Source organism: Leptotrichia sp. oral taxon 221, assembly GCF_018128245.1.
Lineage (GTDB): Bacteria > Fusobacteriota > Fusobacteriia > Fusobacteriales > Leptotrichiaceae > JABCPH02.
Genome location: NZ_CP072378.1, coordinates 1,972,624 through 1,989,859, shown reverse-complemented (window position 1 = coordinate 1,989,859; position 17,236 = coordinate 1,972,624). Strand labels below are relative to the sequence as shown.

Below are 17,236 nucleotides of genomic sequence, written 5' to 3'. Positions count from 1 at the left end.
ATATTTATGCTATTTTTAGTATTTGAAAGAAAAAAATATAAGTTTTGAGGTTTAAATTTAAAGTGATATAATTATAAAATATGAGTTGTTTAGGAGGGAAATAAATGAAAACATATTTAGTGACAGGAGCAGCGGGGTTTATTGGTGCAAACTTCTTGAAATATATTTTGAAAAAGTATGAAGGGAAAGAAGATATAAAGGTTGTAGTTGTTGATGCATTGACTTATGCGGGAAATTTGGGGACGATTAAAGAGGAATTGAAGGATGAAAGAGTAAAATTTGAGAAGGTTGATATTAGGGATAGGAAAGAGATTGAGAGAGTTTTTTCTGAAAATGATGTTGATTTTGTGGTGAATTTTGCGGCGGAATCGCATGTTGATAGATCGATTGAAAATCCACAAATTTTCTTGGAAACAAATATTTTAGGAACTCAGAATTTGTTGGAAAATGCCAAAAAAGCTTGGACTGTTTCAAAAGATGAAAATGGATATCCAATTTACAAAGATGGTGTGAAATATTTGCAAGTATCTACTGACGAGGTTTATGGAAGTTTGTCTAAGGATTATGAAACAGCGATTGATTTGGTAATTGAAGATGAAGAAGTGAAAAAGGTTGTAAAAAATAGAACTAATTTGAAAACTTATGGAGATAAATTTTTTACAGAAAAGACACCGCTTGATCCTAGAAGTCCTTATTCTGCTTCAAAAACAGGAGCTGACCACATTGTAATTGCATATGGAGAAACTTACAAAATGCCGATAAATATTACAAGATGTTCGAATAATTATGGTCCGTACCATTTTCCAGAAAAATTGATTCCTTTGATGATAAAAAACGTGCTTGAAGGGAAGAAATTGCCTGTTTATGGGAAAGGTGACAATGTAAGAGATTGGCTTTATGTTGAGGATCACTGTAAAGGAATTGACTTGGTTGTGAGAAACGGAAGATTGGGAGAAGTTTACAATATTGGTGGATTTAATGAAGAGCAAAATATTAATATTGTAAAATTGGTAATTGATATTTTGAAGGATGAAATTACTGCGAATGACGAATACAAAAAGGTGTTGAAAACTGACTTGGCGAATGTAAATTATGATTTGATAACTTATGTTCAAGATAGATTGGGTCACGATATGAGATATGCGATTGATCCTTCAAAAATTGTGAGAGAATTGGGATGGTATCCTGAAACTGATTTTGAAACAGGAATTAGAAAAACAGTAAAATGGTATTTAGAAAATCAAGAATGGGTAAATGAAGTGGCTTCTGGAGATTATCAAAAATACTATGATGAAATGTATGGAAATAAATAGGGATATTGAATAACAAAGTTTTGAATTTTTATAAATTATAATTCTTTGATTTTAGATTGAGAAGAAGGATTTTGCTATAAAAAGGATTAAAGATTAAAAAAATGAAAAAGAAAGGAGAATATGGCATTTGTTATAATGTCATACAAGAAAATTATGAATAATTTTGAAGTAATTAAAACACCAATAAAAGATTTAGTAGTAATTCAGCCAAAAGTTTTTGGAGATGAAAGAGGATTTTTCTTGGAAACATATAATAAAAAGTCGTTTGAGGAATTGGGACTTACGATGGAATTTGTTCAAGATAATCATTCAAAATCGAAAAAAGGCGTATTGAGAGGGTTGCATTTTCAAACTCAAAATACTCAAGGGAAACTTGTTAGGGTTGCAAAAGGTAGTGTTTACGATGTTGCTGTTGATTTGAGAAAAGATAGCGAAACTTTTGGTAAGTGGTATGGAGTTTTGTTGACAGAAGCTAATAAGACTATGTTTTATGTGCCAGAAGGGTTTGCACATGGATTTTTGACATTGGAAGATGATACAGAATTTATGTACAAATGTACGGATTTGTATTCGCCAGAATATGATAGTGGAATTATGTGGAATGACGAAACTATTGGGATTGACTGGAAATTTGAGGAATTTGGGATTGATCCTAGTGAATTGACAATTTCTGATAAGGATACTAAACATCAGAATTTTGATAGAAATAAGAAATATTTTGAAAAATATTAATGTTGCAAGAGTGTCTAGAATTTTGTGTGAACTAATAGAAAATCTAGTAAATTAAGTACTTCGCTATTTTATTTACACAAAATTTTTTACACCCTTAATATTCGTATAGAAGTTCTCATTTTATTATTAAAGTGGGAACTTTTTTTATGCAAAAATATTTTCATATTTTTAGGGTGAATTGTGTTATAATAAATTAAAATTATTTTACTTAAATTTTCAATATTTGTTTTAGTGTTATTTGTTTAGATAAATTTAGAAAAATTGAGTGAATTTTGGATAAAAAAGAAGGAGGTTTGTATTGTGAAGAAATTAGAGGAGAGTAGAATTCTTGCTATGGCTCCGAATGCTTCGGCGATTTCAAATGCAAAAAAATTGTGCGATAAAGGGGCATTTTTGAAATTATGGCGTTCGGTTGACGATACTTTGTATATGGGCGAGTGTAAGGGAAGTGGGAAATCGAATTATACGGTTTCAGTGGATTTTATTGATGAAGAAAATCCTGTTACACGATGTACTTGTCCAAGTAGACAATTTCCTTGTAAGCATGGATTAGCTTTGTTATTTGAGATATTGAAAGGGAAAAAATTTGAGGAGTGTGAAATACCAGAAGATATTTTGGCGAAAAGAGAAAAAAAGGAAAAATTAAAGGCGAAAAGGGCGAATGAGGAAAAGGAAGTTAAGAAAAAAACTTCTTCAAAAGCATCTAAATCAGCTAGAACAAAGAAAATTAAAAAGCAACTTGAAGGGCTAGATTTGATAAAGAAAATAAGTTCGCAATTATTGAAAGTTGGACTTTCTGCAATGGGGAGTGTTTCGATTACAGAGTATCGAGATATTGTAAAACAATTGGGAGATTATTATTTGCCAGGACCACAAGTTTTGTTTCAAAGATTACTTTTGGAAATTCAGGCGTATAAAGAGGATCAAGATAAGGGACATTATCAGACGGCTTTAGAATGTTTGAAAAAGTTGAGGGCGATTGAGAAAAAAGGTAGAGAGTTTTTGAATGAGCAACTTGAAAAGAATGATCCAGAATTGACGGATAATACGTTGTATGAGGATTTAGGAGGCGTGTGGAAGTTAACTCAGTTGAATGATTTGGGGTTAAAAAAGGAAAATGCGAGATTGGTGCAGCTTTCATTTGAAGTGAATTATGATGAGGCTAGTAAGATTTTTACAGATTGTGGATACTGGATTGATTTAGAGAGTGGGGAAGTGTCATATACTGCCAATTATAGACCTCGTTCGGCGATGAAATATATTAAGCAGGAAAATTCTAATTTTTCATTATTGACGGTGCCTACATTAACTTTTTATCCAGGTGGAGTTAATAAGAGAATAAGATGGGATGTTGCTAGTTTTGATAAAATTGAAAGTTCTTGTTACAAAGAGATAAAAAAACATGCTCAAAGTATAGATCATGCTGTAAAAATTGCTAAAAATGAATTAAAAAATATTTTGACAAATAATGAAGTGGCTTTATTACTAGAATTTGAAAAAATTATGTTTGTTGAAGAAGAAGGTAAGAAAAAATATATTTTAATTGATAAAAATCAAAAGATGATAGAGCTTAGAGATAAGAAAAACAAGGAATTTTCAGAAAATTTTTATGAACTTTTGCCAAATGAATGTTTGGAAAATCAAGTGATGTTTGTAAAATTATTTTATGAAGGTAGAGATATTTATGCTCAAGCACAAAGCATCATAACTGATGATAAAATTATTCGTTTTGGATTTTAGAGTGGAGTTTAGGAAGGAGAAAAAATGAATTTAGAACCGTTATATGAATTGAAAAATAGGCTTGAAAATGTTTCGATTGTTGGGATAAATTTGGTGAAAGATGATTTTCGTTTGCAAAGAGCTATTGATCAAATGAAGGGGTATGCTTCGGCTGCCAAAGTATTTAAGCAAATTTATGAAATGGGGCAAAAATTGATTGAAGGCGATGAGGAAGATAAATGTGATTTATTCTTAGATTTGTTGGCTTTGCTTGATGCGGTGCTTTGTACCCAAGCGACAACTTATACTGGTGGTAATTTGCAAAAAATAGAAACGACTGCTGGAAAAGAAAATTTTTATCAAGAACTTCATTACAGTGAGTTGAGCGAATTAATTGCTGCATTTAAAGGAACTGGTGGTGGCCGTTTTAGAGTTATTGATTCGACATTGCGATGGGATAATCCTGAAATAGTGAATGATTTTAGAGTGAAGAAATTTATGATAAACGGACTTAATGATAGTTATTCTGGAATTATAGATTTAATGATTAAAATGTTAAAGAAACAGGGGAAAGAGATAGTTCCGCTATTGAAAGAAGGATTTAATCCTCAAGGTAAAAAGGAAATGATTGCCCGATTGGAAATTATCGAGGATATTTGTAAAGGTGATGAAAATGAATTTTATAAATATTGTGTTGAAAATGGTGGAAAAGAAGTGAAAGAAGTTGCAATTGGAGCTTTGGTATATGATCAGGATAACGTTGATTATCTTTTAGATTTAATGAAAAAAGAACGTGGGAAATTGAAGAATAAAGTTTTTGAAAGTCTTGCGTATATGGATGATGAGAGAGTCAAAAAAGAGTGGGATAAATTTTTTAGAAAAAAACCGTTTGAAAATATGGAATATATGGCGGGAACAGAGCAGCAATGGGTTAAGAATTATTTGGAAAATTATGTTGAGGAATATGTTGAAGGATTGAAAAATAGGGATTTGTCTGACAAAAAGGAAAAATATAATGTTCAAAGAGAAATTTCAATATTATGTTCGTGTACTAAAAATAAACTTACAGATAAGATGGTGAAATTATATAAAAAATTGTATCGATATAATGAATATGAGATTGAAAAAATTTTAAAAAATTAAAAGCGAAAAATTCAATAGTGGAATGAGAGTGAAGGAGTTGTAAAAAATGGCTAAAAAAGAAGAATTACAAAGATTAACAGCAGAACAGATGTTTCAAGATGAAATTGATGCGTTAATTAAGGCGGAAAAAAATCCAATACCTACTGGATGGAAAATGTCACCTAAATCAGTGTTGACATATATTTGTGGAGGGAAAGCTGGAAGAAAAGTGATAACGCCTAAATATATTGGAAATAAAAGATTGGTTGAGATTGCAATTTCGACTTTGGTTACGGATAGGGCATTGTTGCTGATTGGGGAGCCAGGGACTGCGAAATCTTGGTTGTCAGAGCATTTGACGGCGGCGATAAATGGAGATTCGACACGAGTTATTCAAGGAACAGCGGGAACGACTGAAGAGCAGATTAGATATTCTTGGAATTATGCGATGTTGATTGCAGAAGGGCCTACAAAAGATGCATTGATACCAAGTCCGATTTATAAAGCGATGGAAGATGGGGCGATTGCTAGAGTAGAAGAAATTTCTCGTTGTGTGTCAGAAGTGCAAGATGCGTTGATTTCTTTGTTGTCAGAAAAAAGAATGAGTGTACCTGAATTGAATGTAGAAATTCCAGCTAAAAAAGGGTTCTCTATTATTGCAACTGCGAATACTCGTGATAAGGGAGTTAATGAAATGTCGGCAGCGTTAAAGAGACGTTTTAATATTGTGGTGTTACCAAGTCCGAATACACTTGAAGCAGAGATAGATATTGTTAGAAGTAGAGTTACGCAACTTGCAGGAAATTTGGATTTAAATGCGAAATTGCCTGAAGAGGAAGTTATTGAAAAAGTTTGTACGGTATTTAGAGAATTGCGTCAAGGTGTTACGTTAGATGGAAGACAAAAGATAAAGCCGACTGCAAATGTGTTATCGACTGCAGAAGCTATTTCACTTTTAGCGAATAGTATGGCGTTGGCTGGAAGTTTTGGGGATGGAGAGATATCAGATTATGACTTGGCGGCAGGATTGCAGGGAGCTGTAGTAAAAGAAGATAGTAAAGATGGGCAAATTTGGGAAGAATATTTGGAAAATATTATGAAAAAACGAGGTTCAGAATGGCTGGATCTTTATAAAGAATGTAAGGCACTTAACAAAGCTACTAAATAAAGGCGGTGGAATAAATGAAAAAACAAAATGAAGGGAAACCGAATATATTCGGAGTTAGGCATTTTTCACCAGCTGGAGCACATTATTTGAAAAATTATTTAGATGAAATACAGCCAAAAATCGTTTTGATAGAAGGGCCTTCTGATTTTAATGACCTTATTAGCGAAATTACTGGAAAAAATATTATTCCGCCTATTGCTATAATGGCTTACACTTTAGAAGCGCCTATTCAGACAATAGTATATCCATTTGCAGAGTTTTCTCCAGAATATCAAGCTATTTTATGGGCAAAGGAAAATGGAGTAGAGTGCAGATTTTGCGATTTGCCATCTTCAATTTTTTTAGGTATAGAAAGTGTAAAGAAAAATTTAGATGAGAATCCAGAGGAAAATTTGAATGCCTACATTTATAGAAAAATTAATGAATATTCGGAAGATTCAGATGATGAAGTCTTTTGGGAAAGAGTAGTGGAACAGGCTTCTGATTATAAGGCATATCGTAGTGGAGCGAAAGATTATGGGAAACATTTGAGGGAGTTGACTTTATCAAATACGGTGTCTGATGCGAAAAATATTATTAGAGAGTCGTACATGTGTAAAGTCGTTTCTGATGTGTGTAAAGAAGGCTACAAAATAGATGAAATTGCTATGGTTGTTGGGGCTTTTCATGTTGAAGGAATAGAAAGTGGCAAATTGATTTTGACTGAAAAGGAAATCAAAAAATTACCAAAATTAGAATCTAAAAAAACGTTAATGCCTTATTCTTACTATAAACTGTCGACTTATTCAAATTATGGAGCTGGAAATAAGGCACCAGGGTATTATGAATTTTTGTGGAATGGTTTAGAAAAAGGAGACCCACTTTTTGCGACATATATGTATTTAAGTAAAATTGCAGAATATCAAAGGGAAAATGGAAATATGGTATCGTCAGCTCAAATTATAGAGGCAGTCCATCTAGCAACTTCATTGGCAAATTTGCACGATGGGAAAATACCGACGTTGAAGGATATAAAGGATGCAGCGATTACTTGTATGGCACACGGAAGCTACTCAGAACTAGTTTTAGCAATGGCGAATGTTGAAGTTGGGAAAAAAATAGGAAGTATTCCAAAGGAAGCTATTCAAACGTCAATACAGTCAGATTTTTATAATTTATTGAAGGAATTGAAACTTGAAAAATATCGTTCATTAACAGCGACAGAAATAAAATTAGATTTGAGGGAAAAATTAAGGGTTCAATCAGAAAAATTAGCATTTATGGACTTGGAGCGTTCATTCTTTTTTCATAAATTGAGAGTTTTGAATATTTCGTTTGCAAAACTTATTGGGAATCGCCAAGAAAATACAACTTGGGCAGAAGAATGGATGTTACAATGGAAACCAGAAACAGAAATTGAAATTGTGGAAACGATCTTAAAAGGAGATACAATTGAATTTGCAACAGCTTTTGAATTGATGCAAAGAATAGAAGGTGCAAAAACACTGTCAGAAATGGCAGAAATAGTGAAAGATGCCTTTTATTGCGGAATGCCAAAAGCACTAGAAAAAGCGTTTCAAGCATTACAAAATTTTATAACAGGTGACGTCCCTATCGACGAAATAGCCAAGACGATGTCGACTTTATCACTAATGCTTCGTTATGGCGATATCAGAAAATTAGATACAAAAGTTCTGATTCCTATTCTTGAGCAACTCTTTTTAAGAGTTTGCTTAATATTGCCAAGCGAGTCTTTTTGCGACAATAATGCAGCAGTAGAACTAGCTAAAAGTATAATAATAATGCATACTGTAGTTGAAAATCATGATTTTTTAGATAGAGAAAGATGGTATTCACTTCTTTTAGAAATTTCAAAAAGAGACGATTTAAATACAAAAATTTCAGGACTTGCAATGGCTATATTACTAGAAGCTGGAAAAATTGATAATGAAGTACTTGGAAAAGAAGTCGAAAAAAGATTATCAAAAGGAGTTCCCGCAGATTTAGGGGCAACTTGGTTTGAAGGTCTATCGATGAAAAATCATTACACCTTAATTGCAAGACTTGGACTTTGGGAAAAACTCCAAAACTATATTTCAAACTTAGACGAGGAAGAATTTAAAAGAGCATTATTATTTTTAAGAAGAGCTTTTGCTGACTTTACTTCAAATGAAAAGCATGATATTGCCGAAAATATCGCAGAAATATGGGGCTTGAATAAAAATGATGTAAGTGCTGTAATAAATGATGATCTGGGAGAAAATGAGAAAGAAATAATTGCAGGATTAGAAGAATTTGATTTTGATGATATTTGATTGAAAATAATTTTTTGAAAGAAAAATTGAAAAATAAGGTAATTGATAAAAAAATAAGATATTAAGGAGGTGCGAAAAAATGGACTATAAAGAAGATATAAAACGTTGGCGATTAATTCTTGGAAAAGATACAGAAGAAGAATTTTCGTCTATGGATTCAGAAGCTATTCCAAGTTTTACAGAGGAAGATTGGTTGATGGATAAGGCGTTGGATGCGATTTATAATCCAACAGGACAATTTATGGGTGGAGATTCTGCTGGGCGAGGTCCGTCTAATCCGCAAATTAGTAGATGGCTCGGAGATGTTAGAACTTTGTTTGATAAAGAATTGGTGAAAATTATTCAGACGGATGCGATGGAAAGATGTGGATTAAAACAATTGCTTTTTGAGCCTGAAATATTGGATCAAGTAGAGCCTAATATAAATCTTGCTTCAACAATTATGCTTTTGAAAGAGCAAATCCCACAAAAAAGTAAAGAAAGTGTTAGAAATTTCATAAAAAAAATTGTAGAGGAAATTAATAAATTGTTGGAAAGTGATATTAGAAGAGCAGTTAGAGCAGCACTTAACAAGAAACAACACTCGCCAATTCCATCTGCGTCATCTTTGGATTTTAAAACAACGATACGAAGAGGGATAAAAAATTACAACAGGGAATTAAAAAAAATTGTTCCAGAGCATTATTATTTTTTCGAGCGAGCAAGCATTAACCCCACAAGTAAATTTACAGTCATTTTGGATATTGACCAAAGTGGATCGATGGGAGAATCTGTAATTTATTCTTCAGTGATGGCGTGTATTTTAGCGAGTATCGCTTCACTGAAAACACGTGTGGTAGCTTTTGATACTGAAATTGTAGATTTGACAGAAAAATCAGATGATCCAGTTGATTTACTATACGGATTTCAGCTAGGTGGTGGAACAAATATCAATAAATCAATTAAATATTGTACAAAATATATCGAAAATCCGAAAAAAACAATATTTTTTCTAATTTCTGATTTAATTGAAGGTGGGAATCGTGGTGAAATGCTAAGAAGATTACAAGAAATGAAAGATTCGGGAGTAATAGTAGTTTGTCTTTTAGCAATATCTGGAGATGGAAAACCTTATTATGATTCACAAATGTCTGGAAAAATCGCTTCACTTGGAATTCCATGTTTTGCTTGTAATCCTGAAAAATTGCCACTTTTACTTGAGAGAGTGTTGAAAAATATGGATTTGAGTTCGTTTGAGAAAGAGTTTAGCAAGAAAAAATAGAATTTCAAAGAAAATTAAAAAAATTATTTAGAAAAACTAGTCATTTTCAATAATTTGTGGTAAAATAATAGTTGTGTGTTATTAAAATTATAAAATGTAGTCAATTAAATTAAAAATATCACTCACTAACCATTAGTTATTGAAAATTTTTAGATTAATTGAGTATAATTTAAATCTGCAAGCGGAGGAAAAAGGTGGAGATTTTAAGTAGTGTGGCAGATGAGCTACAATTTAAGCTGACGCAAATCGAGAATACTGTGAAACTTTTTGATGAAGGCGCAACAGTACCATTTATTGCACGTTATAGAAAAGAAGTTACAGGTAATTTGGATGAGGAACAGATTAGAGATGTAATAGAAAAAGTAACTTATTACAGAAATTTGGAAAAGAGAAAAGAAGAAGTTTTGAGGTTGATTGAAGAGCAAGGAAAATTGACTGATGAGCTGAAAAAGAGTATCGAAAGTGCAAAGAAATTACAGGAAGTAGAAGATTTGTACCTTCCATATAAGAAAAAGAAAAAAACGAAAGCGGATGTAGCGAAGGAGCAAGGATTGGAGCCTTTATCGACATTTGCGTTATTGCCAAAAACAACAATGGAAGCACTTCAGGAAGAGGCTAAAAAGTATTTGAATGAAGAAGTTGACACGGTTGAAAAGGCAATTGAAGGTGTGCATTTAATAATTGCACAAGACATTTCAGAAAATGTGAAAATTAGAGAATTTTTGAGAGAAAAAATTTCAAAATTTGGAATTTTGACTTCAAAAGTTGTTGAGAAAAACAAAGAAAATGATGAAAATGGAGTTTATCAAGACTATTACGAATATTCAGAACCCATTTCAAAATCAGCATCGAACAGGATTTTAGCGATTAACAGAGGAGAAAAAGAGAAAATCTTGAAAGTAGATATTGAAATTGATGATAAAACTGAGAATTTTGTAGTTAATTTCATTTTGAAAACTTTGTTTGGGAACAAAAATTTGGTGGAATTCTATAAAGAGATTATTAAAGATTCGCTAGATAGATTAGCTTATCCATCGATTAAGAATGAAGTGAGAAACATATACACGGAAAAAGCAGAAGAAGAAGCAATTAATATTTTTTCTGAAAATCTTGAAAAATTGTTATTACAGCCGCCATTAAGTAAAAAAACTTTGATGGGATTAGATCCAGGGTATAGAACAGGTTGTAAAATGGTTGTTATCAATAAAGATGGATTTTATGAAGTGAATGATGTACTTTTCTTGGTTGAAGGAGTGCATAATCCAAAGCAGCTTGAAATGGCAAAGAAAAAAATATTGGATTACATAAAAAAATACGATGTTGATATTATTGCAATTGGGAATGGGACAGCTTCTCGTGAAACTGAAAGTTTTGTGGCAAATGTCATAAAAGAGGCGTCAAAACCTGTGTCATACTTGATTGTAAGTGAAGCAGGAGCTTCAGTTTATTCAGCTTCAAAAATTGCAATTGAGGAGTTTCCTGATTTGGATGTAACGGCGAGAGGAGCGATTTCGATTGCTAGAAGAATTCAAGATCCGATGGCTGAGCTTGTAAAAATTGATCCAAAATCAATTGGAGTTGGAATGTATCAGCATGATGTAAATCAAAAAAAATTGAATGAAACATTGGAACAAACGATTGAGCATGTTGTAAATAATGTTGGAGTCAATATTAATACAGCTTCTTGGGCATTACTTAGTTTTGTTTCAGGAATTAAGAAAAATGTAGCAAAAAATCTTGTAGACTATAGACATGAAAATGGAGATTTTAAGGATAGAAAAGAATTGAAAAAGGTAAAAGGGCTTGGAACGAAGGCGTTTGAACAAATGGCAGGATTCGTTGTAGTGCCTAATAGTAAAAATCCTTTGGATAATACGATAATCCATCCAGAATCGTATCATATCGCTGAAACTATTTTGAAGGAAGCAAATTGTAAGGTTGACGATTTAAAATCTAATTTGGATGAAGTTAGACAGAAATTGAAAACAGTGGATTTGGACAAAATTATAAAAGAAAATGATTTTGGACCACAAACTGCAAAAGATGTTTACGAAGCGTTGCTAAAAGATAGAAGAGACCCAAGAGATGAGTTTGAAAAACCATTATTGAGATCGGATATTTTAAATATGGACGATTTGCAAGAAGGAATGGTTTTAGAAGGAACAGTTAGAAATGTTGCTAAATTTGGGGCTTTTGTGGATATAGGGCTAAAAAGTGATGCCTTAATTCATGTCTCTGAAATATCAGATAAGTTTGTAGCTGATCCTACAAAAGAGTTATCAGTTGGGCAAATTATAAAAGTTAAAATTCTTTCGTTAGATAAGGTTAGAGGAAGAGTTGGGCTTACAAGAAAAGGGTTATAAAAAATTAGAAAGTATAAAAATATGAAAAATATCATAAAAATGGTAATTTTTGAAAAAAATATTTGTACTTTTTAAAAAAATTTGATAATATATAACGGTACAAAGTGTTAGTTTATTAAAAAAATATAAAGAAAGAAGGAAGGTTCAGGAATGGAATTTTTAGTTGGATTAGTGCCAATAGTTGTATTTTTGATATTGTTGACATTCTTAAAGAAATCAGCAATGTTTAGTGCGTATGCCAGTTTAGTAGTGGCAATTATTTTAAATTTTGTTATGCCGGGATGGAGAATGCCAGTTCAAGGAGTTATTGCTTCAATTATTGAAGGATTTGCGACAGCATGGATGCCTATTGGTTTCGTAGTATTTGCTGCATTATTTGCTTATGATTTATCAGTAAAAACTGGTAAAATCGAAACAATCAAATCAATGTTAGGAAGTATCTCGACAGATAAAAGAGCTCAAGCGTTAGTATTAGCTTGGGGATTTGGTGGATTTATAGAAGGTATTGCAGGATATGGAACAGCAGTTGCTATTCCAGCAGCAATCATGGTTTCATTAGGATTTAATCCTTTGAATGCCGCTTTAATTTGTTTAATTGCAAATTCAACACCAACAGCGTTTGGGACAGTTGGATTACCTGTAACAACAATGATTTCAAACTTTCATTTGAATGCAGGAGAAACAGCATTTTACACATCATTATTATTATTATTATTAACATGTATTATACCATTTATCTTAGTAATAATGGCTAATAAAGAAATTGATGGTGGAAAAAACGCAGCATTTGGAAGAGGAATTTTACCAGTAGTTATTGCTTCAATCATTGGTTACTTAACACAACCATTTATTGCAAAAGCAATGGGTGCAGAATTACCAACAATTTTATCAAGTTTATTTGCAATGATCTTAATGATAGTTGCTACTAAAATCTTTATTAAAGAAGATGAAAGTGCAAAATCTAATAAAGGTCAAGCTATTACTGGAAAAGATGCATTTATGGCTTGGGTTCCATATATTTTAATGATAATCTTAATTATTGGAACAAGTCCAGTTGTAGAAGCTGTTCATAAAGCTTTAGAACCAACAACTACTCAATTCAATTTTGCTTTAGGACATGAAGCAACTTGGTTTAAAGATAAAGGAAATCCAAGTGTAATATTCAAATGGATTTTAGCACCAGCTGCACCATTATTTGTTGCAACAGTAATTGCAGGATTTATTCAAGGAGTAAAACCAAAAGTTATGGCTGAAACTTTAAAAGAAACAATTTTAAGTAAATTGCCTTCAGTTGTAGTAATTATGGGAATTGTAGCATTGTCAGTAGTAATGAAACATAGTGGAATGATTGAAAGTATAGCAAAAGGATTTGCTGCAACAGGAAAATTATTCCCAGTTATTTCGCCATTCTTAGGAACTATTGGTACATTCGTAACAGGAAGTGACTTGGCATCTAACTTATTATTTGGTGGAGTTCAAGTAAATATAGCAGGATCGCATGATGCATTGAAAGCATTATATATTGCCGCTGGTACAGGTGGAGCAACAGGAGGAAAAATGATTTCTCCACAAAATATCGCAATTGCCGCTTCAACAGTTGGATTAATGGGTAAAGAAGGAGATATGCTTAAATTTACTGTTAAATATTCGATAGCTTATGCAGCTATTTTAGGTATTTTAACATTCATCGGAGCAGGAATGCTTGGATAATCAACTTTATTTAATTTATAAATTTTGAGATTGAATAAATATTAAAAAAAGGAGAATATTAGAATTGAAGAGAAAGGTTCTAGTATCTCCTTATTATTTTATAACGACAAAAAGAATAATAGCGTATTTAAAAAACAGTAAAATCGTGATATAATAAAAAAATAATGTAGAAAAGATAATAAAATGAACCTTTTTAAATTGAGCTAAAAAATGAATAAATTTGAAATTTTGAATGATTTAGATTGAATTAAGAGAGGTATCAATTAATATAGGAGGAAATAATGTCAGAAAATCAAAATGTTGAGAAGGTAGATTATGCAAAAACACTGAATTTGCCAAAAACAAGTTTTAAAATGAAAGCTAATTTAGCACAAAAAGAACCATTGACTTTAAGAGATTGGACAAAATCTAGCATTTATGAAAAATCATTAAAAGAAGGTCATCCGTTCTTTATTTTACACGATGGACCACCGTATGCAAATGGAGATATTCATATTGGACATGCGATGAATAAAGTGTTAAAAGATATAATTTTGAAGTATAAAAGATTGAGAGGGTATAATGCTCCATATATTCCAGGTTGGGATACTCACGGACTTCCAATCGAATGGAAAATCATGGAAGAATTGGGAGAAAAAGCAAAAGCAATGACTCCTCTTCAAATTAGACAAGAATGTAAAAAATATGCTTTGAAATGGGTAGAAAAACAAAAGAAAGAGTTTGTAAGACTTGGAGTTTTAGGAGATTGGGATAATCCTTATATCACATTAAAACCAGAATTTGAAGCAGAACAATTAAAAGTATTTAAAGAAATTTATGAAAATGGATATATTTATAAAGGGTTAAAACCAGTATACTGGTCGCCAACTACTGAAACTGCACTTGCAGAAGCAGAAATTGAGTATAAAGATGTAACTTCTCATTCAATTTATGTAAAATTTGAAGGGGAAAAAGATTTGACTGATAAATTAGGTGTGGATGAAGCAAGTATTTTAATTTGGACAACAACACCTTGGACATTGCCAGCAAACTTGGGAGTATTCTTACATCCTGAATTTGATTACGGATTGTATAAAACTGAAAAAGGTAATCTTGTAGTTGCAAAAGACTTGGCTGAAGATGTATTTAAAACATTGGACTTGTCGTATGAATTATTAAAAGAATTTAAAGGGACAGAATTGGAATACACTCATTATCAACATCCGTTCTTAGATAGAAAAGGGTTAGTAATGAATGCTGATTATGTAACAATAGATGCAGGTACAGGAGCAGTTCATACAGCACCGGGACATGGGGCAGATGACTATAATTATTCATTGAAATATAACATTGGAATTTTGTCGCCAGTAGATGATAAAGGGCATATGACTAAAGAAGCTGGAAAATATGAAGGAATGTTCTATGCAAAAGCAAGTAAAGCGATTGTTGAAGACTTAACTGAAAGCGGACATATGTTGTATCACACAACTTTCGTTCACTCTTATCCACATGATTGGAGAAGTAAAAAACCAGTTATTTTTAGAGCGACTGAACAATGGTTCATTAGCGTAGATGAAAGCGACATCAGACAAAATGCGTTAGATGCGTTGAAAAAAGTAGAATTCGTGCCTGAATGGGGTAAAAATAGAATTAATGCGATGATTGAAACAAGACCAGATTGGACAATTTCAAGACAAAGAGTTTGGGGAGTACCAATTCCATTATTCTATAACAAAGAAACAAATGAAGTGATTTACGATTCTGAAATTATGGATAGAGTTATCGAATTAGTGAAAAAAGAAGGAACTGATATTTGGTGGAAATATGAAGCTAAAGAAATTATCGGTGAAGAATTATTGGAAAAATTAAACTTAAAAGATATAGAAATTAGAAAAGAAAGAAGTATCATGGATGTTTGGTTTGATTCAGGAGTTTCTCACAGAGGAGTTTTAGTACCAAGAAACTTGCCAAGACCAGCTGATTTGTATTTAGAAGGAAGTGACCAACATAGAGGATGGTTCCAATCTTCATTATTAACTTCAATCGCAAGTACAAAAGATGCACCATACAAAAGAGTTTTAACTCATGGATTTGTAATGGATGGACAAGGTAGAAAAATGTCTAAATCGCTTGGAAATACAATTGTTCCAAAAGATATTATTGAAAAATATGGAGCAGATATTTTAAGACTTTGGGTATCATCAGTAGATTACAGGGAAGATGTAAGAATTTCTGAAAACATTTTACAACAAATGTCAGATGCGTATAGAAGAATTAGAAATACAGCTAGATTCCTAATGGGTAACTTAAATGATTTCGATTATGCGACTGAAAAAGTTGACTATAACGATATGTTTGAAATTGATAAATGGGCAATGCATAAATTGGAAGAATTGAAAGAAAAAACAACTGAGTACTACGACAAATACGAATTTTACAACCTATTCCAAGAAATTACATACTTCTGTTCAATCGAAATGTCTTCATTCTACTTGGATATCGTAAAAGATAGACTTTACTGTGAAGGACCTAAATCGCTTGAAAGAAGAAGTGCTCAAACTGTATTAACAGAAGTGTTGAAAGTGTTAGTAAGAATAATTTCGCCAGTATTGTCATTTACAGCTGAAGAAATTTGGGAAAGAATTCCTGCGTCATTGAAAGATGAAGAAAGTGTACATTTGGCATCTTGGATTGATCCAAATCCAGCTTACAAAAATGAAGAATTAGCGAAAAAATGGGAAAAAATCGCTCATTTAAGAAAAGAAGTAAACAAAAAAATCGAAGCACAAAGACAAGAAGGATTAATCGGACATTCGCTTGATGCAAGAGTTCTTTTAAACATCACAAACGATGATTATTCATTCTTAAAAGATTACACAGAAGATGAAGTTTCTGATTTATTTATCGTGTCACAAACTAAATTTGTAGACGATGAATTAGAAAAAAGTGAAATCGAAGGAGTTTCAATCGGTGTAACAAAAGCATTAGGTAAAAAATGTGAAAGATGTTGGAAATACAGCGAAGAAGTTGGAAAAGATGAAAGATATCCAGATGTAGACCCAAGATGTGCTAAAGTTCTTGCTGAGCTGGAAGGGTAATAGATGTTATACGTAGTGATTTTAGTAGTGTTAGCAGCGATTGATCAAATCACAAAACAAGCCATGTATCAAGCAGCACATGGACAAATAGGATTTTCTATCCCAATAATCAAAAATTTTTTTAATTTAACTTATGTTGAAAATCACGGAGGAATTTTTGGATTATTTCAAGGGAAAATAAATCTTTTTACGATAGGAAGTTTAATTTTGATTGGTTATATCGTTGCGACAGAAATTAAAAATTTTAAAAATTATACAAAATGGACAAAAATTGGTATTTCAATCGTTGCAGCTGGAGCATTAGGAAATATGATTGACAGAGTTTTTAGAAATTTTGTAATTGATATGATAGATTTTCGTGGAATTTGGAATTTTGTGTTCAATGTTGCAGATATGTATGTTCATATTGGGATTTATATTATTGTTATTGATTATTTAGTGAGAAAGTGTAGAGAGAAAAAGAGTGGTGAATAATTG

General features: G+C 32.0%; 10 protein-coding genes and 1 pseudogene. All 11 read left to right on the top strand.

The annotated features are described in order from the left end of the window. Positions 1-104: 104 nt before the first annotated feature. The 11 genes and pseudogenes from J4863_RS08985 (at position 105) to lspA (ending at position 17,233) form a co-directional block, all read left to right on the top strand. Positions 105-1,313: a dTDP-glucose 4,6-dehydratase gene (locus J4863_RS08985; RefSeq protein ID WP_211618385.1), complete on the top strand. Its 1,209-nt coding sequence runs from the start codon at positions 105-107 to the stop codon at positions 1,311-1,313. Between the two features lie 153 nt (positions 1,314-1,466). Beyond that, the gene (gene rfbC, locus J4863_RS08980) at positions 1,467-2,045 is read left to right on the top strand and encodes a dTDP-4-dehydrorhamnose 3,5-epimerase (protein WP_211619367.1); all 579 of its coding nucleotides are present in this window, start codon (positions 1,467-1,469) and stop codon (positions 2,043-2,045) included. A 333-nt stretch (positions 2,046-2,378) separates the two neighbouring features. Then, positions 2,379-3,785 carry an SWIM zinc finger domain-containing protein gene (locus J4863_RS08975; RefSeq protein ID WP_211619366.1) on the top strand — a complete coding sequence of 469 codons (1,407 nt, stop codon included), beginning with the start codon at positions 2,379-2,381 and terminating at the stop codon, positions 3,783-3,785. Between the two features lie 24 nt (positions 3,786-3,809). Continuing rightward, a pseudogene (locus J4863_RS08970) lies at positions 3,810-4,898 on the top strand (hypothetical protein); the annotation flags it as partial. Positions 4,899-4,953: 55 nt separating this feature from the next. Further along, positions 4,954-6,054, top strand: a complete 1,101-nt coding sequence (locus tag J4863_RS08965) for an AAA family ATPase (protein WP_211618384.1) — start codon at positions 4,954-4,956, stop codon at positions 6,052-6,054. 14 nt (positions 6,055-6,068) lie between these two features. Then, positions 6,069-8,348 (top strand): DUF5682 family protein, encoded by a 2,280-nt coding sequence (locus tag J4863_RS08960; RefSeq protein ID WP_211618383.1) that lies wholly within the window; start codon positions 6,069-6,071, stop codon positions 8,346-8,348. 79 nt (positions 8,349-8,427) lie between these two features. Continuing rightward, a complete protein-coding gene (locus tag J4863_RS08955; RefSeq protein ID WP_211618382.1) occupies positions 8,428-9,609 on the top strand; it encodes a VWA domain-containing protein in 1,182 nt (393 codons plus the stop codon). A 194-nt stretch (positions 9,610-9,803) separates the two neighbouring features. Continuing rightward, positions 9,804-11,972 carry a Tex family protein gene (locus J4863_RS08950; protein ID WP_211618381.1) on the top strand — a complete coding sequence of 723 codons (2,169 nt, stop codon included), beginning with the start codon at positions 9,804-9,806 and terminating at the stop codon, positions 11,970-11,972. Between the two features lie 150 nt (positions 11,973-12,122). Next, on the top strand, positions 12,123-13,682 hold the full coding sequence (locus J4863_RS08945) for an L-lactate permease (protein WP_211618380.1): 1,560 nt from the start codon (positions 12,123-12,125) through the stop codon (positions 13,680-13,682). Between the two features lie 281 nt (positions 13,683-13,963). Next, complete coding sequence (gene ileS / locus J4863_RS08940) at positions 13,964-16,759, top strand: isoleucine--tRNA ligase (RefSeq protein ID WP_211618379.1); 2,796 nt, start codon at positions 13,964-13,966, stop codon at positions 16,757-16,759. Positions 16,760-16,762: 3 nt separating this feature from the next. Next, on the top strand, positions 16,763-17,233 hold the full coding sequence (gene lspA / locus J4863_RS08935; protein ID WP_211618378.1) for a signal peptidase II: 471 nt from the start codon (positions 16,763-16,765) through the stop codon (positions 17,231-17,233). Positions 17,234-17,236: the final 3 nt, after the last annotated feature.